Annotated in this window: 19 protein-coding genes; 8 read left to right on the forward strand and 11 right to left on the reverse strand. The window is 72.0% G+C overall.

Going from position 1 to position 17,511, the window contains the following annotated elements:
* Window positions 1–16: 16 nt before the first annotated feature.
* Together ACZ3X1_RS27125 and ACZ3X1_RS27130 are read right to left on the reverse strand one after the other, a co-directional pair.
* Complete coding sequence (locus ACZ3X1_RS27125) at window positions 17–802, reverse strand: hypothetical protein (protein WP_467281282.1); 786 nt, start codon at window positions 800–802, stop codon at window positions 17–19.
* A gap of 63 nt (window positions 803–865) precedes the next feature.
* Entirely contained in the window at window positions 866–1,657 is a 792-nt protein-coding gene (locus tag ACZ3X1_RS27130) for a metal-dependent hydrolase (RefSeq protein WP_356811401.1), read from the reverse strand.
* 142 nt (window positions 1,658–1,799) lie between these two features.
* On the opposite strand from ACZ3X1_RS27130, the gene ACZ3X1_RS27135 reads away from it, so the two are divergent.
* From ACZ3X1_RS27135 to ACZ3X1_RS27145, 3 genes are read left to right on the forward strand one after another with little or no spacing between them, the layout of a single operon-like run.
* Window positions 1,800–4,322: a DEAD/DEAH box helicase gene (locus tag ACZ3X1_RS27135; protein WP_362624350.1), complete on the forward strand. Its 2,523-nt coding sequence runs from the start codon at window positions 1,800–1,802 to the stop codon at window positions 4,320–4,322.
* Window positions 4,323–4,374: 52 nt separating this feature from the next.
* The gene (locus ACZ3X1_RS27140) at window positions 4,375–5,298 is read left to right on the forward strand and encodes an acyl-CoA thioesterase (RefSeq protein WP_467281283.1); all 924 of its coding nucleotides are present in this window, start codon (window positions 4,375–4,377) and stop codon (window positions 5,296–5,298) included.
* 8 nt (window positions 5,299–5,306) lie between these two features.
* Window positions 5,307–5,708: a YchJ family protein gene (locus tag ACZ3X1_RS27145; RefSeq protein ID WP_467281284.1), complete on the forward strand. Its 402-nt coding sequence runs from the start codon at window positions 5,307–5,309 to the stop codon at window positions 5,706–5,708.
* Here the strand turns inward: ACZ3X1_RS27145 and ACZ3X1_RS27150 are convergent.
* Both ACZ3X1_RS27150 and ACZ3X1_RS27155 read right to left on the reverse strand, forming a co-directional pair.
* The gene (locus tag ACZ3X1_RS27150) at window positions 5,672–6,529 is read right to left on the reverse strand and encodes a DUF6397 family protein (protein WP_467281285.1); all 858 of its coding nucleotides are present in this window, start codon (window positions 6,527–6,529) and stop codon (window positions 5,672–5,674) included. The two genes, ACZ3X1_RS27145 and ACZ3X1_RS27150, sit on opposite strands and share 37 nt — an antisense overlap.
* 118 nt (window positions 6,530–6,647) lie before the next feature.
* Entirely contained in the window at window positions 6,648–7,046 is a 399-nt protein-coding gene (locus tag ACZ3X1_RS27155) for a roadblock/LC7 domain-containing protein (protein WP_030657457.1), read from the reverse strand.
* A gap of 106 nt (window positions 7,047–7,152) precedes the next feature.
* Between ACZ3X1_RS27155 and ACZ3X1_RS27160 the strand changes: the two genes are divergently transcribed.
* Complete coding sequence (locus tag ACZ3X1_RS27160; RefSeq protein WP_362624355.1) at window positions 7,153–7,590, forward strand: PPOX class F420-dependent oxidoreductase; 438 nt, start codon at window positions 7,153–7,155, stop codon at window positions 7,588–7,590.
* A gap of 23 nt (window positions 7,591–7,613) precedes the next feature.
* Here the strand turns inward: ACZ3X1_RS27160 and ACZ3X1_RS27165 are convergent, their stop codons facing one another.
* The 5 genes from ACZ3X1_RS27165 to ACZ3X1_RS27185 all read right to left on the reverse strand — a co-directional run bounded on the left by ACZ3X1_RS27165 (window position 7,614) and on the right by ACZ3X1_RS27185 (window position 12,720).
* Entirely contained in the window at window positions 7,614–8,201 is a 588-nt protein-coding gene (locus ACZ3X1_RS27165; RefSeq protein WP_390076830.1) for a GTP-binding protein, read from the reverse strand.
* 143 nt (window positions 8,202–8,344) lie between these two features.
* On the reverse strand, window positions 8,345–8,728 hold the full coding sequence (locus tag ACZ3X1_RS27170; protein WP_356815934.1) for a DUF742 domain-containing protein: 384 nt from the start codon (window positions 8,726–8,728) through the stop codon (window positions 8,345–8,347).
* A gap of 17 nt (window positions 8,729–8,745) precedes the next feature.
* Entirely contained in the window at window positions 8,746–9,189 is a 444-nt protein-coding gene (locus ACZ3X1_RS27175) for a roadblock/LC7 domain-containing protein (protein WP_356815935.1), read from the reverse strand.
* Window positions 9,189–11,846: a sensor histidine kinase gene (locus ACZ3X1_RS27180; RefSeq protein ID WP_467281286.1), complete on the reverse strand. Its 2,658-nt coding sequence runs from the start codon at window positions 11,844–11,846 to the stop codon at window positions 9,189–9,191. Before ACZ3X1_RS27180 ends, ACZ3X1_RS27175 begins: the two co-directional genes overlap by 1 nt.
* A gap of 94 nt (window positions 11,847–11,940) precedes the next feature.
* Entirely contained in the window at window positions 11,941–12,720 is a 780-nt protein-coding gene (locus ACZ3X1_RS27185) for an MHYT domain-containing protein (protein WP_356815779.1), read from the reverse strand.
* Window positions 12,721–12,897: 177 nt separating this feature from the next.
* Between ACZ3X1_RS27185 and ACZ3X1_RS27190 the strand changes: the two genes are divergently transcribed.
* The gene (locus ACZ3X1_RS27190; RefSeq protein ID WP_467281287.1) at window positions 12,898–13,497 is read left to right on the forward strand and encodes a class I SAM-dependent methyltransferase; all 600 of its coding nucleotides are present in this window, start codon (window positions 12,898–12,900) and stop codon (window positions 13,495–13,497) included.
* A 65-nt stretch (window positions 13,498–13,562) separates the two neighbouring features.
* Here the strand turns inward: ACZ3X1_RS27190 and ACZ3X1_RS27195 are convergent, their stop codons facing one another.
* Window positions 13,563–14,477, reverse strand: a complete 915-nt coding sequence (locus tag ACZ3X1_RS27195) for an oxygenase MpaB family protein (protein WP_362624365.1) — start codon at window positions 14,475–14,477, stop codon at window positions 13,563–13,565.
* Window positions 14,478–14,612: 135 nt separating this feature from the next.
* Between ACZ3X1_RS27195 and ACZ3X1_RS27200 the strand changes: the two genes are divergently transcribed.
* The 3 genes from ACZ3X1_RS27200 (at window position 14,613) to ACZ3X1_RS27210 (ending at window position 17,154) form a co-directional block, all read left to right on the forward strand.
* Window positions 14,613–15,395 (forward strand): hypothetical protein, encoded by a 783-nt coding sequence (locus ACZ3X1_RS27200; RefSeq protein ID WP_467281288.1) that lies wholly within the window; start codon window positions 14,613–14,615, stop codon window positions 15,393–15,395.
* 88 nt (window positions 15,396–15,483) lie between these two features.
* On the forward strand, window positions 15,484–15,963 hold the full coding sequence (locus ACZ3X1_RS27205; protein ID WP_356815775.1) for an SAM-dependent methyltransferase: 480 nt from the start codon (window positions 15,484–15,486) through the stop codon (window positions 15,961–15,963).
* A gap of 192 nt (window positions 15,964–16,155) precedes the next feature.
* Entirely contained in the window at window positions 16,156–17,154 is a 999-nt protein-coding gene (locus ACZ3X1_RS27210; RefSeq protein WP_467281324.1) for a polyprenyl synthetase family protein, read from the forward strand.
* 129 nt (window positions 17,155–17,283) lie between these two features.
* Here ACZ3X1_RS27210 and ACZ3X1_RS27215 read toward each other — a convergent pair whose 3' ends face one another.
* Window positions 17,284–17,466, reverse strand: a complete 183-nt coding sequence (locus ACZ3X1_RS27215; RefSeq protein WP_356815777.1) for a hypothetical protein — start codon at window positions 17,464–17,466, stop codon at window positions 17,284–17,286.
* Window positions 17,467–17,511 lie beyond the last annotated feature (45 nt).

Here is a 17,511-nt window from a genome sequence, read left to right on the forward strand (position 1 = left end):
CCGCGGCGGAGCACCGTCAGCTGGTCCAGGGAAGTCGTACGGCCTCGATCACCGGGTCACGGAGCAGTGCTTCGGCCAGGCGCTCGGGGCCGACGACCTTGGTGGCCCACAGGTCGTAGTCGGTGCACAGGATCCACGAGCGGTCCTCGGGCCACAGGTTGGACGGGCTGAAGTCGGCGTCAGGGTTGTCGTAGAGGGCATGGGCGTCGCCCAGCCGGCCGGTGCGGACGTGGAGGACGTCGAAATCGACCGCTGGCAGCATCAGCGGGTTGTAGTAGGCGAAGACCCTGGTGTCCGGGCCCTGCGTGCTGTGTGCCACGAGCACGTCGACGAGCCGGTCCCATGTCGGGCGGTCGAGGCTGCCCTCCGTGGGCGGCTCGATGCCGACGGGCCAGCTGTCGTCCAGCCGCGCGGAGGGGAAGCACCGCAGGGACGGGTACTTCCCTTCAGGGACCATCGGGTCCCCGCACCGGGCGGAGAGTTCGGCCCAGCGCAGCCGGCGATAGGACGGTCCCGGATGCTCGGCGCGTCCGAGACCGCCGCCGGTGGCGGTGCCGAACTCGAGGTCGATGTTCCCCAGGCGGGCGGGCTGGATGACGCCAGCGGCGAGGGCCGCCTGGCGCCGTTCGTGGTGGGAGTGGCCCCCGGGTCCGCTCTCGTGCTCGTACATGGCGTTCAGCACCCAGACCGCATCGGGACGCCGGGGCGGCTCGAAGCTGGTCGTTCCGTCACCGCAGAGTTCGGCCAGCCAGTCGGCCTCGGAGGACGAAGCCTGCGGCCACAGGCGGTGCGTCTTAGACATCGGCCCAGGTTACGGGCGGTCTCGCCGGGTCGAGAGACCGGGCTGGCATGATCGGCAAGGCCGCTAGATGAAGCCGAGGGCTGATGCGCCTCCGAAGCCGCCGAGCAGGACGAAGACCGGCATCAGGACCTTCAGCTCCACCCAGCTGCCGGCCCGGAAGCGCATCGGCTTCGGCGGGCCGATCGGGTACCAGCGCTTTCCGGCGATCGGCAGGGGCCACAGGACCGGGCAGCCGGAGACCGTCAGCGCGTCGCCGATGTCGTGGACCAGGGCTCCGAGCACGATGGGCAGGCCGAGCCAGAGGTATTCCTGCCCCGGCTCGGTGAACAGCCAGTTCGCACCGTTTCCGGGCTGGTCGAGCACCCCGGCCATGATCCACGCGCTGGTCGCGCCGAGCAGCCAGACCAGGACGTCGCTGGACATGCGGGCGGCCCGCCACAGGAGGCCCTCGACCGCGAGCACCAGGTGCACGAAGAGCAGCGCGAGCACACCCCAGCGGTCGGCGGTGACGGCGAGCGCCGAGGCGCCGCCGCCGATCAGGACCGCCCAGAGCCAGGTGTGCGTCAGGGTGCGGTGGCCGCCGGAGCGGCGGGCGTCCTTCGTGGAGCGGGTGGCCTTGTAGACGGCATAGGAGATCTTGTCGACCACCTCGCACAGGCCCTTGGACAGCGGACCGAAGGCGCGGGAGATCGTCGCCGACTTGTGGTCGAGGTCCGGGGCGAGGGCGGCGCCGGCGCAGATCAGCGCGCCGACGACGAGGACCGGCCAGGGCATGGGATGGCCGGCGGCCGCAGTGGCCGCTCCCACCCCCAGCCAGGCCGCCGCCCCGGACAGTGAGTGCGCCGGACCCATCATGGTCGTTCCCCGCCCCGCTGGTGTGTATCGGGCCCTGTTGACCGGTTCGTTCGGGCCGCATCGACGGCACAGCGTACAGTCGGTGATCTTCGCTGCCTCCTCCGGTTCCCTGATCCGGGGGGAAGCCAGGCAAGATGGGGGCGTGACCCTCATTGATCAGCTCCCGCCGACCGCCGACCCCGACGCCCTCTTCGAGGCTTTCTCCTCGTGGGCGGAGGACCAGGGCATCACCCTGTACCCGGCTCAGGAGGAGGCGCTGATCGAGGTCGTCTCCGGGGCGAACGTGGTCCTGTCCACCCCGACCGGCTCCGGCAAGAGCCTGGTCGCGGCCGGTGCGCACTTCACGGCCCTGGCCCAGGACAAGGTGACCTTCTACACCGCCCCGATCAAGGCGCTGGTCTCGGAGAAGTTCTTCGACCTCTGCAAGCTCTTCGGCACCGAGAACGTCGGCATGCTGACCGGCGACGCCTCGGTGAACGCGGACGCGCCGGTGATCTGCTGCACCGCCGAGGTGCTGGCCTCCATCGCACTGCGCGACGGCAAGCACGCCGACATCGGCCAGGTCGTGATGGACGAGTTCCACTTCTATGCCGAGCCGGACCGCGGCTGGGCCTGGCAGATTCCGCTGCTGGAGCTGCCGCAGGCACAGTTCGTCCTGATGTCCGCGACCCTCGGCGACATGAAGCGGTTCGAGGACGACCTGACCCGGCGCACCGGCCGGCCCACCTCGGTGGTCCGCTCCGCGACCCGGCCCGTACCGCTGTCGTACGAGTACGTGACCACGCCGATCACCGACACGATCACCGAGCTGCTGGAGACCCGGCAGGCCCCCGTCTACATCGTGCACTTCACGCAGGCCCAGGCGGTCGAGCGGGCGCAGTCGCTCATGAGCATCAACATGTGCACGCGCGAGGAGAAGGACAAGATCCAGGAACTGATCGGAAACTTCCGCTTCACCACCAAGTTCGGCCAGAACCTGTCCCGCTACGTCCGTCACGGCATCGGCGTCCACCACGCCGGCATGCTGCCCAAGTACCGGCGTCTGGTGGAGAAGCTCGCGCAGGCCGGCCTGCTGAAGGTCATCTGCGGTACGGACACGCTCGGGGTCGGCGTCAACGTCCCGATCCGCACCGTGCTGTTCACGGCGCTCACCAAGTACGACGGCAACCGGGTCCGCACGCTGCGTGCCCGCGAGTTCCACCAGATCGCCGGCCGCGCCGGCCGGGCCGGTTTCGACACGGCGGGTTATGTGGTCGCCCAGGCGCCCGAGCACGTCATCGAGAACGAGAAGGCCCTCGCGAAGGCGGGCGACGACCCGAAGAAGCGCCGCAAGGTGGTCCGCAAGAAGGCTCCCGAGGGCTTCGTCGCCTGGTCGGACACCACCTTCGAGAAGCTCATCGCCGCCGACCCGGAGCCGCTGACCTCGCGCTTCAAGGTCACCAACATCATGCTGCTGTCGGTGATCGCCCGGCCGGGCGACGCCTTCCAGGCGATGCGCCACCTGCTGGAGGACAACCACGAGCCGCGCAAGGCCCAGCTGCGGCACATCCGGCGGGCCATCGCGATCTACCGCTCGCTGCTGGACGGCGGTGTGGTCGAGAAGCTCGACACCCCGGACGCGGAGGGCCGCACGATCCGGCTCACCGTCGACCTCCAGCAGGACTTCGCGCTCAACCAGCCGCTGTCCACCTTCGCGCTGGCCTCCTTCGACCTGCTGGACCCGGAGTCCCCCTCCTACGCGCTGGACATGGTGTCCGTCGTGGAGTCCACGCTGGACGACCCGCGCCAGATCCTGGCCGCCCAGCAGAACAAGGAACGCGGCATGGCGGTCGGCCAGATGAAGGCCGACGGGATCGAGTACGAGGAGCGGATGGAGCGTCTCCAGGACGTCACCTATCCCAAGCCCCTCGAAGAGCTGCTCCTCCACGCCTACGACGTGTACGCCAAGAGCCACCCGTGGGTGCGGGACCACCCCGTCTCCCCGAAGTCGATCATCCGCGACATGTACGAACGTGCGATGACCTTCACCGAGTTCACCTCCTTCTACGAGCTGGCCCGCACCGAGGGCATCGTGCTGCGCTATCTGGCGAGCGCGTTCAAGGCGCTGGACCACACCATTCCCGACGACCTCAAGTCCGAGGACCTCCAGGACCTGATCGAGTGGCTCGGCGAGCTGGTCCGCCAGGTCGACTCCAGCCTGCTGGACGAGTGGGAGCAGCTGGCGAACCCGGAGGTGGAGACGGCGGAGCAGGCCCAGGAGAAGGCCGACCAGGTCAAGCCGGTCACCGCGAACGCGCGCGCCTTCCGCGTCCTGGTCCGCAACGCGATGTTCCGCCGGGTGGAGCTGGCCGCCCTGGACCACGTGAACGTGCTGGGCGAGCTGGACGCCGAGTCGGGCTGGGACGCCGACGCCTGGGGCGAGGCCATGGACGCGTACTGGGACGAGTACGACGACCTGGGCACCGGCCCGGACGCCCGCGGCCCCAAGCTGCTGCAGATCGAGGAGGACCCGGCGCACGGTCTGTGGCGCGTCCGCCAGACCTTCGCCGACCCGAGCGGCGACCATGGCTGGGGCATCAGCGCCGAGGTCGACCTGGCGGCCTCCGACGAGGAGGGCCGGGCCGTCGTCCGGGTCACCTCGGTCGGCGAGCTCGGCGCCCTGTGACCTGATCCGGCACGCCGCCGGACCGCCCGGACCCGACAGTGGAGATCCTCTGATGACGAACCCCGCCGAGAGACTGGTCGATCTGCTCGACCTGGAGCAGATCGAGGTCAACATCTTCCGCGGCGCCAGCCCGCAAGAGTCCCTCCAGCGCGTTTTCGGCGGCCAGGTCGCCGGCCAGGCGCTGGTGGCGGCGGGCCGCACCGTCGAGACCGACCGCCCCGTCCACTCGTTGCACGCGTATTTCCTGCGCCCCGGCATCCCCGGGGTGCCGATCGTGTACCAGGTGGAACGGGTGCGCGACGGGCGGTCCTTCACCACGCGCCGGGTCACCGCGGTCCAGCAGGGCAAGACGATCTTCAATCTCACCGCCTCCTTCCATCATCCGGAGGACGGCAGCATCGAGCACCAGCTGCCTCCTCACCACGTCCCCCATCCCGACACGCTCCCCAAGGTCGCGGACGAGATCCGCGAGCACCTCGGGGCGCTGCCGGAGGCGCTGGAGCGGATGGCCCGCCGCCAGCCCTTCGACATCCGCTACGTGAACCGGCTCCGCTGGACCCCGGAAGAACTCAAGGGTGCCGATCCGCGCAGCGCGGTGTGGATGCGCGCCGTCGGCCCGCTGGGCGACGACCCGCTCGTCCACACCTGCGCCCTCACCTACGCCAGTGACATGACCCTCCTCGACGCCGTGCGCATCCCCGTGGAACCCCTGTGGGGCATGCGCGGTTTCGACATGGCCTCGCTCGACCACGCCATGTGGTTCCACCGGCCGTTCCGGGCGGACGAGTGGTTCCTCTACGACCAGGAGTCGCCCATCGCGCACGGCGGCCGGGGTCTGGCCCGGGGCCGGATCTACGACCTGGAGGGCAGGTTGCTGGTCTCCGTGGTCCAGGAGGGCCTCTTCCGCCCGTACCCCGCCGAGCCGAGCCGCCCGTACCAGCCGAGCCAGCCGTCCGACTCCGCACCGAAGAACTGAGCAGACCCATGCCGACCCCCGCCCCGCCGTGCCCCTGCGGGCTGCCCGCCGCCTACCCGGAGTGCTGCGGCCGCTTCCACTCCGGTGACGGCCAGGCGCCGACCGCCGAGCTGCTGATGCGCTCCCGCTTCAGTGCCTTCGCCGTCGGTGACACCGCCTACCTGCTGCGCTCCTGGCACCCCTCGACGCGCCCTGCCCGCCTGGACCTGGATCCCGGGCAGCGCTGGGAGCGGCTGGAGATCCTCGCCACGGACCGCGGCGGGATGTTCGAGACGGAGGGCTCGGTGGAGTTCCGCGCGCACTACCGCGAGGGCCGGCACACCGGATCGCTGCACGAGCACAGCGCCTTCTCCCGTGAGGCCGGGGCCTGGGTCTACGTCGGTCCCCTCTCCCCCGTCGACTTCGACTGAGCCCGGGCCCCGGCCAGGGCGAACTCCAGGCTGGTGCGGTACCAGTGGACCTCGTCCGGCGGCCCGGCCCGCAGCAGCCCCTCCGCCACCGCCGCGGCGGCGGGAACCTGCGGATGCCCGTACGGCGGGGGCGGGGCGAGGGCGGCCAGAACGATCCGTTCCGCCGGATCGGGCACGGCCGCGCGCAGCTCGTCCTCGGAGAGTACGCAGGCCAGTACGGCCGCGCGGGCCCATGGATCGGCGGTCCGTCTCAGCAGGAGCCCCACGTGCCGCCCGCGCCATGTGCGTGGCCGCAGGTCCCCCGTGGCCGCCAGCAGTTCCCGGTCCTCGGCGGACGCCGTCCCGCGCAGCATCCGAGGCTCCCGATCGGCGAACTCCCGCAGCTCCGCGGCCAGATAGAGCCATACGACGGCGCGGTAGCGGTTGATCCGGTAGCCGACCGGGGTGATGTGCCCGCAGCGCGCGAGCCGCGTGAACCGGCTCGGGCCGACTCCCAGCACCTCGGCCGCCGCCTGGGCCCCTGCCACCGTCTCGACCTGTCGGCGCAGCGCGTCGGGCGGGCCGACGGCCGCGTCCCGCACCCTCGCCAGCTCCGCCCGCGCGAAGCGCGCGGCCCCGCCGGCCACCGGCGGGCCGGTCCGCACGATCCCCAGCTGGACGGCCCTGGCCAACTCGCCGCGCGTCAAGCCCAGTTCTTCTGCGGCCAGTGCGCTTCCGACCAGCGCCGCGGCGGCGCCGTCAGCCCGGTCGGCCCGGTCGGCTGCCGCCTCCCCCTCGCGCACGGCCATGTCCTTCGGCGGCGCGGTCACCATCTGCGTCATCACGGTCTCCCCCACGAGCAGCGATTACTCTGTGTGAAGACCGTAACTCGTTGCTACGAAGACCCGCGAGGCCTGTGGACAACTCCGCCCCCTCGCCACGCGGCCGCCCACCGGGCGTTCAGCCGCCGGTGATACGCCGTTCCGCGACGCCCAGGTGCTCGCCGACCCGGTTGACCAGCAGCGTCATCTCGTACGCGACCTGGCCGATGTCCGCCTCGGCCGCGCTCAGCACGCACAGGGAGCTGCCCGCCCCCGCCGCCATGACGAAGAGGGCGCCGTCGTCGTACTCGACCATCGTCTGGCGGACCTCGCCGGCCCTGAAGTGGCGCCCGGACCCCTTCGCCAGACTCTGCAGCCCGGCCGCCACGGCCGCCAGGTGTTCGGCGTCCTCCCTCGGCAGCCCCGCGCTCGCCCCCGTCACCAGGCCGTCATTGGACAGCACCACCGCGTGCCGCACCTGCGGGACCCTGCGTGTCAGGTCGTCCAGCAGCCAGTCCAGTTGCTTGTCCAGTGCCATTCCAAGCCCCTCCCCGTTGACACGGCCCGCTCGGCCGCGCCCCACCCCTCGTACTCGTGCCGCAAGCCTTCCCCACCAGTGCCTTTCCGGCAAGGAGGATGTGCCCATGGCGAAGAAGATGACTCAAGAGGAATGGCGGGCATTCGTCTCCCGTTCCACCCGCACCGGAAAGCTCTCCACCGTCCGCGAGGACGGAAGTCCGCACGTCGCTCCCATCTGGTTCGTGCTCGACGGGGACTCCTTCGTCTTCAACACCGGTAAGGACACGGTCAAGGGGCGCAATCTGGCCAGGGACGGCCGCGTCGCGCTCTGCGTGGACGACGACCGGCCGCCGTTCTCCTACGTCGTCCTCCAGGGCCGCGCCGAGATCAGCGGATACGCCGACGACCCGGACGAGATGCTCACCTGGGCGACCCGCATCGCCGCCCGCTACATGGGCGAGGAGGCGGCCGAGGCCTTCGGCCGCCGCAACGCCGTCCCGAGCGAGCTCCTCGTCCGCGTCCCGATCGACAAGGTGATCTCCGTCGCCGGGGTGTCCGACTGACCCGCCCCCGCCGCCGGGCCGGCTCACACGGAACCGGCCTGCGGCCCCACCGAGTCCAGCAGCCGGGCGGTGTGCACCCGCCCGGCGTACTCGACCAGCCTGATCAGCACTTCCTTGCCCGAGTCCTTGTCCCGTGCGTCGCACAGCACCACCGGAGTCCCCTGCTCCAGGTCCAGGGCGCGCGAGACGTCGTGTGCTCCGTAACGCCGGGCTTCGCTGAAGCAGTTGACGGCGACCACGAAGGGGATGCGCCGGTGCTCGAAGTAGTCGACCGCCGGGAAGCAGTCCTCCAGCCGCCGTGTGTCGGCGAGAACCACCGCGCCGAGCGCTCCCTGCGACAGCTCGTCCCACAGGAACCAGAACCGGTCCTGCCCCGGCGTGCCGAACAGGTAGAGGGACAGCCCGGAGCGGATGGTGATCCGCCCGAAGTCCATGGCCACGGTCGTGGTCGTCTTCTGGGCCACACCCCCCGTGTCGTCGACCAGTTCGCCCGCCTCGCTCAGCTGCTCCTCGGTGCGCAGCGGCCGGATCTCGCTCACCGCACCGACCAGCGTGGTCTTGCCCACTCCGAAGCCGCCCGCCACGAGGATCTTCAGGGCGAGCGCGGCCAGTTCGCCGTCCTCCTCCACCCCCGGATCCGCGTCCGCGTCCGGGCCCGGGTCCGCGTCCGGACACAGGTCCGGATCCAGGTCCCGTTCCTGTGCGGATCCGGCCGGTCCGGACGTCCCGGAGGGTCGGTTGTCGTGGTGTCCCATCAAAGCGCTCGCAATCCCTCGATGACTTCACGCAGAATCCGCTCGTCCGGCAGTTGGGCGGGCGGTACCGGGCGGCTGACCTTGACGTGCCCGCCCTCCAGCAGGTCCCCGAGGAGCACCCGTACGACTCCCACGGGCAGGTCGGCGTCGGCGGCGAGTTCCGCCACCGACTGGGTCTCGGACCGGCAGAGCCCCAGCAGCGCCCGGTGTTCGGGGCCGAGCAGCGACTCGGCCGCGTCGTCCGCACCGCCCTCCGGGTCCACCGCGACCAGGGCGATCAGGTCGAAGCGGACCCCGTGCGGTCCCGGCTTGGTACGCCCCCCGGTCATGGCGTACGGGCGGACGAGCGGGCCCGCTTCGGCGTCGTACCACTGGCCGTTCATGTGCCGGACCGCCGCCCTCAGCCGGCGGCCGGCGGCCGCGCCGCGAACCGCGGCGGGGTGTAGAGGTGCTCGCCGACCCGCTTGACCAGCCGGGCCATCTCGTAGGCGATCAGCCCGATGTCGGCGCTCGCCGCGCTGAGCACGGCCAGGCAGGAGCCGTCCCCGGCCGCCGCCACGAAGAGGAAGCCCTCGTCCATCTCGACCATCGTCTGGCGCACGCCCCCGGCGTGGAAGTGCCGGCCCGCCCCCTTGGCCAGGCTGTGGAAGCCGGAGGCCACCGCCGCCAGATGCTCGGCGTCCTCCCGGCTGAGCGCGTTGGAGGCGCCGACCGCCAGGCCGTCGTTGGAGAGGACCACGGCGTGCCGGACCTCGACGACCCGGTGGACCAGGTCGTCCAGGAGCCAATCGAGTTCACCCGACCTGCGGATGCCGTCGTGGCCGATCCTCTGGTGCTCGATCATCACACTTCTCCTTCGCTGCCTGCGTGGGGGGAGTTCTCCTCGGCGCCGCGGGCCCATCCGGCCCGGTAGGCCGCCATCCGGTCGCGGGCCTGCTCCGGGCTGCGCCCCGGCGGTTCTTCGGGCAGCCGGACGCCTGTGGGCCCCTGGGGCGTGGGGGCCTCCCGCAGCTGCGGGACCAGACTCGCCTGGCGCACCCGGCGCGGCAGTTCCGTCACGGAGGCCGAGGAGGGTGCGGCCGCCTCCGTACGGGTGCCCGCACCGCCGGCGGCGCGCGGCCGGAGCGGGGCCACCGGTGCCGGGTGCGGCTCCTCGGCCGCGCTGGGGTCCGCGCCCCTGGCTGGGGTGGCGCGCGCGTCGTTCCGTACGGCGGCCGGGTCGCGCGCCTCGTCCCGTACGGCGGCCACGGCGGGCGGCTGCTGCGCTGCCGCGGCCGGCTCCCGTGCCGGCACGGCAGCCCGGGCCGGGGCGGGGCCGGCGGCGGCCGGCCGCGACTCCCGGCGCCCGGAGCCCCGGTCCGCACCGGCGTGGTCCGCGGCCGCGGCCGGGTCCCGCTCCGGCATCGGGTCCGGGGCCGGGGCCCCGACGGTGATGGCGCCCTGGAGCATGGAATGGGGCAGCAGCACCACGGCGGTGGTGCCGCCGTAGGGCGAGGTACGCAGGTGCACCTTCACGCCGTGGCGGGCTGAGAGGCGGCTGACCACGAAGAGGCCGAGCCGGTCGCTGTCGAAGAGGTCGAGGTCCTCGGACTGCTCGATGCGCCGGTTGGCGTCGTTGAGGGATTCGCGGCCCATGCCCAGTCCACGGTCCTCGACCTCCAGGACGTAGCCGGTGCCCACCGGTTCTCCGCTGACCCGGACCTTGGTGTGGGGAGGGGAGAACTGGGCCGCGTTCTCGATGAGTTCGGCGAGGAGGTGGGTGAGGTCGGCGACGGCTCCGCCGACCACCGCCGCCTCGGCGAGCTGGCGGACCTCGACGCGCGGATAGTCCTCGATCTCCGAGACGGCGGCCCGGACGACGTTGGTGAGCGGGACCGGCATCCGCCAGGCCCGGCCGGGGGCCGCGCCCGAGAGGATGATCAGGCTCTCCGCGTGCCGACGCATCCGGGTGGTGAGGTGGTCGAGGCGGAAGAGGTCGCCGAGCTCGTTCGGGTCGTCCGCGCGCCGCTCCATCGAGTCGAGCAGGGTGAGCTGCTTGTGCACGAGGACCTGGCTGCGGCGGGCGAGGTTGACGAAGACGCCGGATACTCCGCTGGCGAGCTCCGCCCGCTCGACGGCGGCGCTGAGCGCGGCCCGGTGGACCGTGCCCAGCGCCTCGCCGACCTGGGTGATCTCGTCGTCGGCGGGCGGGCCGGCCGGGGTCTCGGCGGCGACGTCGATCTCCTCGCCCGCGCGCAGCCGCTCCATCGCGTCGGGGAGTTTTCGGTGGGCGATCTCCAGCGCGGTGTTGCGCAGCGAGACCAGTTCGACGACGAGGACGCGGCCGATCCGGACCGAGATGACGAGGGAGGCGGCGACGGCCGCCAGGCCCAGGAGCACGGCGGCTCCGGCCGGGCTGAACGCCCCTTCGGCGACGGGGTCGGCCCGATGCGCGGCCGCGGTGTGCGCCGCCTCCTCGATCTCCCGCATCGAAGCGCTGATGCCGCTGTGCGCGGCCTCCCATCCCCCGGGCGCCCCACGGCCGTCACGGGAGGTGCCGGTGGCCAGGGCCCGGTCCTCGGCGCCGGTGAGGTCGGCGTAGGCGGCGCTCTTGGCGAGGGACTGCCAGGCGTCGCGCTGGGCGGCGGGCAGGTCGCGGGCCGCGGTCTCGGTGAGTGCGCGGCGGGACTCGATGGCGCCGGTCAGGAGCCGAAGCGTTTCGGCGCTGCGCTGGCCCGGCAGGGCGAGCAGGGCGTCCTCGCGGGACAGGAGTTCCGCGGCGCGGGCGAAGTCGAGCAGGACGCGTGCGTCGGGGCCCAGTTCGGCGTGCTCGGCCCCGGACAGGGAGCCGCTCACGGCGAACGCGGCGTCGACGACCCGGGTGTAGATCGCGAAGGCGGCCTCGGGGGTGGCGCGGCGGTCGGTGATGTCCTTGCGGGCCGAGCCCAGCGCCTCGGCGGCGGCGACGAACGCGTCCAGGCGGACCACGGTGTCCGAGCGGTAGTCGCCGGAGTCGGCGACGGTGTGGCGGTCGCCGAGCCGCAGGCCGCGGACGGCGCTGTCGGTGCGGCGGGCCTGCTGGTCCAGGGCGGCCGGATCGGCGGCGGGGTCGGCCAGGAGGCGGACGGCCGCACGCCGTTCGGCCTGCAGCTCGGTGACGGCGGCGGCGACGGGGGCTCGTATCTCGGAGTCGACCTGCTGGACCCGGGCCAGCCGGGCTATGTCCTGGGCGGTGTTGACGGTGGCGAAGGCCCAGAGCGCGAGGAGCGAGACGACCGGGACCATCAGCAGCGAGACGATCTTCGCGCGGACGGTGGCGGGGCGCAGCCGCAGCCGGGGACCGCGCTCGCCGGGTTCGGCGGAGCGGCGCGGGCGGGCGTCGTCCGCCTGCAGCGGCTGCTGCCGTGCCCGGTCTCCCGCCGGTTCCTCGGCCGGGGGCCCGGCATGGGCCCGGCGGCCGCGTGCCGGCGGCGCGGGCAGCCGCGGCGCCGCTGCTTCCGGTCTTCTGCGGGGTGTTCGCATGGGCTCCTCGTTCCGGGCGGTGCCCGTGGGTGCGGTCGGTGCGGTCGTCGGTCGATGGGCAGTGCGGTCGTACGGGCGCGATGGCGGGCGGCGGTCAGTGCGCGGCTGCGGTGCGCTCCCCCAGGTGCCGGGCGGAGGCGGAGGCCGCGCGCTCGTCGGCCGTCGGGGAGAGCGCGACGAAGGCGGCGGTGATGAACAGGTAGGAACCCAGCCCGACGGCGAGCGGGAAGATGAACTGCATCGCGGTGGCCCCGGGCAGGGCCGCGTCCGAGGGGCTGACGCTGACGGCGACGGCCGTCATCCCCGTGTAGTGCATGCTGCTGACGGCGGCGCCCATGACGAGGGAGGCGGCGGCCACGGCCAGGGGCGACCTGATGTTGAGCGCGGCCCAGAGGGCGGCCGTGGCGGCGACCACGGCGATGACGACGGAGAGGCCGACGACGAGCGGGTCGTAGGAGACCTCACCGTGCAGGCGCAGGGCGACCATGCCCAGGTAGTGCATGCTGGCGACGCCGAGTCCGGTGGTGAGGCCGCCGAGCACGAGGGCACGGCCGCGCGCCTTGCCGTAGCCGACCGCGAAGACTCCGGCGCCGACGACCAGCATGGCGACGAGCAGGCTCAGGATGGTGAGCGGCACGTTGTAGTGGATCTCCGTACCGGTGACCTCGAAGCCGAGCATCGCGACGAAGTGCATGGTCCAGATGCCGGTTCCGATGGCGGAGGCCGCGGTGAGCAGCCAGTTGCGGCGGACGGCTCCGGTCGCGGCGAGCGCGCGGACGGTGCAGCGCAGCCCGAGGGCGGCGCCGATCGATGCCATCACGTATGACAGCACGGGTGTCAGCCAGCCGTAGGCGGCGTGGTCCAGATGTCCCAGGTGTCCCATGGCCAACGGACGCTAGTCCGGGTGAGTGCGCGAACAGGGGGCGCATTTCGAAAGCAGCTGTAAGTGCTGGAATATGACAGAGCTACGTTCACCTTCGATCACCCCACGCGCCACCTTGCGCACGGTCCGCGGACACCCGGCTGTGCGGCGGTGGGGGATCATGGGCCCATGAGCGAAGACCACACGCACGTGCAGGAGTTCTTCGGGGCGCGGGCCGACGGCTGGGACCTCAAGTTCCCCGAGGACGGGCCCGCCTTCGCCACCGCCGTCGCGGAGTTCGGACTGCGGCCGGGGGACCGTGTGCTCGACGCGGGCTGCGGCACCGGACGGGCCCTGGGGGCACTGCGGGCCGCCGTCGGACCCGCGGGCACCGTGCTCGGCGTGGACCTCACCCCGCAGATGCTGGCCGCCGCGCAGCGGGCCGGGCGGGCCGCCGAGGGCTTCCTGATGCTCGCCGACGTGGCCCGGCTGCCGCTGCGCGACGAGGCGCTGGACGAGGTGTTCGCCGCCGGGCTCATCGCCCACCTGCCCGATCCGGCGGCGAACCTGCGCGAACTGTCGCGGGTCGTCCGCCCGGGCGGCCGGCTCGCGCTCTTCCACCCGATCGGGCGAGCGGCGCTCGCCGCGCGCCACAGCCGCGAGCTGACCCCGCAGGACATGCGGGCGGAGCACAACCTCGGCCCGCTCCTGTCCGCCTCGGGCTGGGAGATGACCTCCTACGCCGACGAGGACCACCGGTTCCTGGTGCTGGCCGCGCGCCGGCCCTGACCCCCGCGTACGACACCTGGTTCGTACGTCGCCCCCGCACCCGGTGACCGCGGAGGTGCCCGGGGTCAGGCCGGAGGCTGGGCCTCGGCTCCGGCGGGCCGGCGTGGATGCGGCACGGGGCAGCCGCCCGAGCCGGGCACGGGGAAGGTGCCGAGCTCGCCCACGTCGTAGCCTCCCGGGTAGCCCTTGATCTCCGGGTTCTGGCGGGCGTAGTGCGGGGACCGGCGCGGCGGCAGCAGACGGACCGCTCGGCCCCGCAGCCGCAGGGCGCCCTGCACCAGCTTCCGGAGGCCGGCATTGGGGGCCTCGTAGCGGAAGGCGTCGATCAGCGGGTCGTCGAGGAGGGCGAGGCCCCCGCGGCGCACGGCGGGCGCGAGCGGCGCCGGGTACCAGGAGGCCATCAGGTCGAGGGTGGCGTCGGCGACCTTGCGGGCGCCTTCGTCCCAGCCGAAGTGGGCCGCCTCGTAGGCGTCGAGGGTGGCCTCGAACTCCTCGTAGGAGCCCGGGATGTCCGTGATGCCCAGGTGTCGACCGAGTGCGGTGTAGTAGTTCGCGCTCGCCCGGCGCTCGTGGTGGGTCATCGGGCGCCAGCCGTAGGCGTCCAGCCAGCGTGGCGGGATCACCACGAACGTGCACAGCACGTAGCGCATGTCCTCGTTGGAGATGTCGTAACTGCGGTGCATCTGGTTGACGCGGCGGATCGCCGTGCGCGCGGTGTCGCTGTCGAAGCCGTGCTCGACGACCGCGTCGAGGAGCAGCGCGGTGTCGTCGTAGCGCTTCTGGGTGCGCTCGGTGAACTCGGCGGTGTCGGCCAGCAGGCCGCCGATGCTGGGGACGGCGTACGTACGGAACAGCGCGAGTTCCAGGGCACGGGCGAAGTCCCAGGGGAACTCGTAGGTGGCGGTGAGCCGGTAGATGGCTAGGAAGTCCTTGTCCGGGTCGAGCCGGAGGATCTCCTTCAGCCGGTCGTAACGCTGCACCGGGTGTCCCTTTCTGTGGCGGGTCCCCAACTCTACGTGCAGGTGGCGGCCTTGGAAATCGTGGCCCGCAGGCTCTCGACGCGCGGGTTACCGACTAGTTAAGGTGCGCCGACGAGAGAGCAAGCTGGAGGCCAGGTGTCCGACGACGACGAGGGTGGCGGCTCGCTGTACGTGCTGACCGCCGTACTCCTGACCCCCGCACAGTTCCCCAGCTTCCTGGGTGACGACTTCCCGGAGGCCTGCGCCCTGCTGGGCGTGGCCCCCAGCAGGGAGGGGTACGGGCTGGTACTCGGCCAGGACGAGGAGGGCGCCCGCTGGACGGTGGTCGTCGACGACGTCTCGCTCGTGGCCGCCGCCATCGCCTCGTGGGACTGCGGTATGGAATACGACCTGTCGCCCGACGAGCGGACCATCGTGGTCTCGCTGGCGGGCTGGCCGGTGGACCTGTCGGTGGCCGCACCGGGGATCCCGGAGCCGCACGATCCGGAGCAGGGCGCGGACGGTACGGGGCGGGTGCCGCTGGCGCCGCCCTCGGCGGAGGCGTGGGGCCCGGTGCAGCGGCGGCTGGGCGCGGACCAGATCGCGCGGGAATGGGCCGACTGGAGCGAGCGCGTGGCGACGGACGGCGGGGCCGCGGCCGCGGCGCATCCCGGGCTCGCCCGTGCGCTGGAGGAGGCGCTGGAGTACACGCGGACCGCGCCGCCGCCCGGCCGAGTGCGATCCTCCTTCGCCGGCGAGGGGGCCCGGACCCTGCGCGTGGACGGCCCCGGCTGGTCGCTGGTGGCCCGTACCGGGGAGGCGGCCTTCGTCCTGCTGGACGAGGAGCCGGGCGAGGTGCTCGCGGTTCCCCGGGAGGGGGATCCCGACCTGCCGGAGCTGCTGGAGGCGCTCGACAGCGTCGCGGTCCGCCCGGCGTGATCCCCGGCCGGACCGGGCCGGGGGCCGGTACGAACAGCGACGTGCGGACGAAGGGCGTGCGCACGCGCAACGGTACGAGGGGGACACGGTGGTGGAGTCGGAGCCGGTGGGTGTGGTCGTCGAGCCGGTGGGCGTGGTCGTGGGTGGCCGCGCCGACGTGGTGGACGACGACTGGGGGCGCGAGACGGCGGTGATCCGCCTGGACGGCGACCGGTTCGGTCCGGAGGCGCTCTACGGCCTGGAGGACTTCTCGCACGTCGAGGTCGTCTACCACTTCGACCGGGTCCCGGTGGAGAAGGTCGAGACGGGTGCTCGGCACCCGCGGAACAACGCGGACTGGCCGCTGGTCGGCATCTTCGCGCAGCGCGGCAAGAACCGGCCCAACCGGCTGGGGGTCTCACGGTGCCGGGTGGTGAAGGTGGACGGACTGGAGGTCCACGTTGAAGGGCTCGACGCCGTCGACGGAACACCGGTCCTCGACCTGAAGCCCTACATGGCCGAATTCGGGCCACGGGGCAAGCTCCGGCAGCCGGAGTGGGCCACGACTTTGATGGATGGCTATTACTGATCGCCCCGATGGCTGAAAATGTTTATTACCGTCGGTAGTTTAACACGTCAACTAAAGGGATTCGGCCACAGCGACCGAAAATCGCTCTGGATCCCCCTCCTCCGGAATGATCGAATCGGCCAGTCACGCGGCTCGAAGGGTGCGCACCTCACCCCCACGCTCATTCCACGATGGAGGCCACTCTTGAATTCCATGTCGTACCTGGACCTGCACCGGAAGGTCGCACAGGACGTCGATGCGGAGATCGAAACCGCGCTGGACCGGCTCGGCCCGATCGCAGCGACCACCAGGAACTCCGTGGCCAAGCTCTTGGAGCAGCGCAAACTGAGACATCCCCTGTCGGTACTTCCCTTGCTCGCGCACGCCATAGAGACGGGGAATCCCGGGCCGGCCGTGCCGCTTTCGGCGGTGCACCTGCTGTGGTGGACCTCGGCCTGCTACCTCGACGACCTGGCCGACGCCAATGGCGCGTCGATCTGCGGCGATCTCACCGAGGACGAAGCACTGCTCGCCTCCGTCGTCACCGGAAATGCGCTGCCCATTCAGATCATCCTGGCGCAAGATCTCCCGGAGGCGGCGCACGGCGCCCTGATAACCGAGGTCCTGAACGGCTGGATCATCGGCGTCGACGGCCAGATAGACGACATGCGCGGGGACATCCGCAGCGCCTCCCGGAAATCGGTGGTCGAGACGTACCGCGGGAAATCCGGCGCCCCCTTCGGCATGATCACGGCAATGGCCGCCATATTCTCGGGCACCACGGACGAAAAGGTCGAGCTGTGGCGTGAATTCGGCTACGTCTTCGGAATCCTGTGGCAGATCTTCAACGACCAGGAGGACATCCTTTCCGGCCGGGACGAGGACCTGCTCAACGGCACGGTGACCTATCTGCTCGCCTCCGTCCTGGAGGACGCGTCGCCCCTTTCCCGGGAACACATCCTGGGCCTGTGCGCCGCCGCGAGCCGGTCACATCAGGCCAGAACGGAACTCGCGGGCATCATGCGGACGCCCCTCGCCCTCGACCGCTACCGCGCGGACATCGACGGGTTCCGCACCGAGGCCTACCGGATCCTGGACGAACTGGGCGGCGACGAGACCTACCAGCCGGTGCTCCGCAACCTCGTGGACCACGCGTCCCAGATGCTGCTCGAAACCGAGCTCCCTCCGGTCGTCGTGAGCGGGGCGGCCTGATCCGACCACTGGGTGCATCCGCACCCGACGCCCGCCCCGCGGCCGTGCCCGCCGGGCTCCGCACACCGAGCCGGAGCCCGGCCGCTTCCCGGAGCGGGCCTCAGCCCGGGCCGCGCACTACCGCCGCCGTCAGCGGCCCAGCTGCTTCCGCGACACCCCCCGCAGCCGGCGCCGCTGGGAGGAGTCCAGCAGGAGGTAGGCCGCCGCCGGCACCCCGATGAGAACCAGCAGGCCCGCCCAGAAGCCCACCGCCCAGAACAACACGATGGCTGCCACGACTCCGGCAACCGCGACCTTTCCGCTGTTGGACATCTGCGGACACCTTCCTTGTGACCTCGACCACTACCCCCTCAACGC

Source organism: Streptomyces sp. NPDC023541 (assembly GCF_055559995.1).

Excerpts from the sequence above, each read along its gene's own strand:
- ACZ3X1_RS27125 (WP_467281282.1), bottom strand. The coding sequence starts at position 802 with ATGTCTAAGACGCACCGCCTGTGGCCGCAGGCTTCGTCCTCCGAGGCC.
- ACZ3X1_RS27130 (WP_356811401.1), bottom strand. The coding sequence starts at position 1,657 with ATGATGGGTCCGGCGCACTCACTGTCCGGGGCGGCGGCCTGGCTGGGG.
- ACZ3X1_RS27140 (WP_467281283.1), top strand. The coding sequence starts at position 4,375 with ATGACGAACCCCGCCGAGAGACTGGTCGATCTGCTCGACCTGGAGCAG.
- ACZ3X1_RS27145 (WP_467281284.1), top strand. The coding sequence starts at position 5,307 with ATGCCGACCCCCGCCCCGCCGTGCCCCTGCGGGCTGCCCGCCGCCTAC.
- ACZ3X1_RS27150 (WP_467281285.1), bottom strand. The coding sequence starts at position 6,529 with ATGACGCAGATGGTGACCGCGCCGCCGAAGGACATGGCCGTGCGCGAG.
- ACZ3X1_RS27155 (WP_030657457.1), bottom strand. The coding sequence starts at position 7,046 with ATGGCACTGGACAAGCAACTGGACTGGCTGCTGGACGACCTGACACGC.
- ACZ3X1_RS27160 (WP_362624355.1), top strand. The coding sequence starts at position 7,153 with ATGGCGAAGAAGATGACTCAAGAGGAATGGCGGGCATTCGTCTCCCGT.
- ACZ3X1_RS27170 (WP_356815934.1), bottom strand. The coding sequence starts at position 8,728 with ATGAACGGCCAGTGGTACGACGCCGAAGCGGGCCCGCTCGTCCGCCCG.
- ACZ3X1_RS27175 (WP_356815935.1), bottom strand. The coding sequence starts at position 9,189 with ATGATCGAGCACCAGAGGATCGGCCACGACGGCATCCGCAGGTCGGGT.
- ACZ3X1_RS27180 (WP_467281286.1), bottom strand. The coding sequence starts at position 11,846 with ATGCGAACACCCCGCAGAAGACCGGAAGCAGCGGCGCCGCGGCTGCCC.
- ACZ3X1_RS27190 (WP_467281287.1), top strand. The coding sequence starts at position 12,898 with ATGAGCGAAGACCACACGCACGTGCAGGAGTTCTTCGGGGCGCGGGCC.
- ACZ3X1_RS27210 (WP_467281324.1), top strand. The coding sequence starts at position 16,156 with ATGTCGTACCTGGACCTGCACCGGAAGGTCGCACAGGACGTCGATGCG.
- ACZ3X1_RS27215 (WP_356815777.1), bottom strand. The coding sequence starts at position 17,466 with ATGTCCAACAGCGGAAAGGTCGCGGTTGCCGGAGTCGTGGCAGCCATC.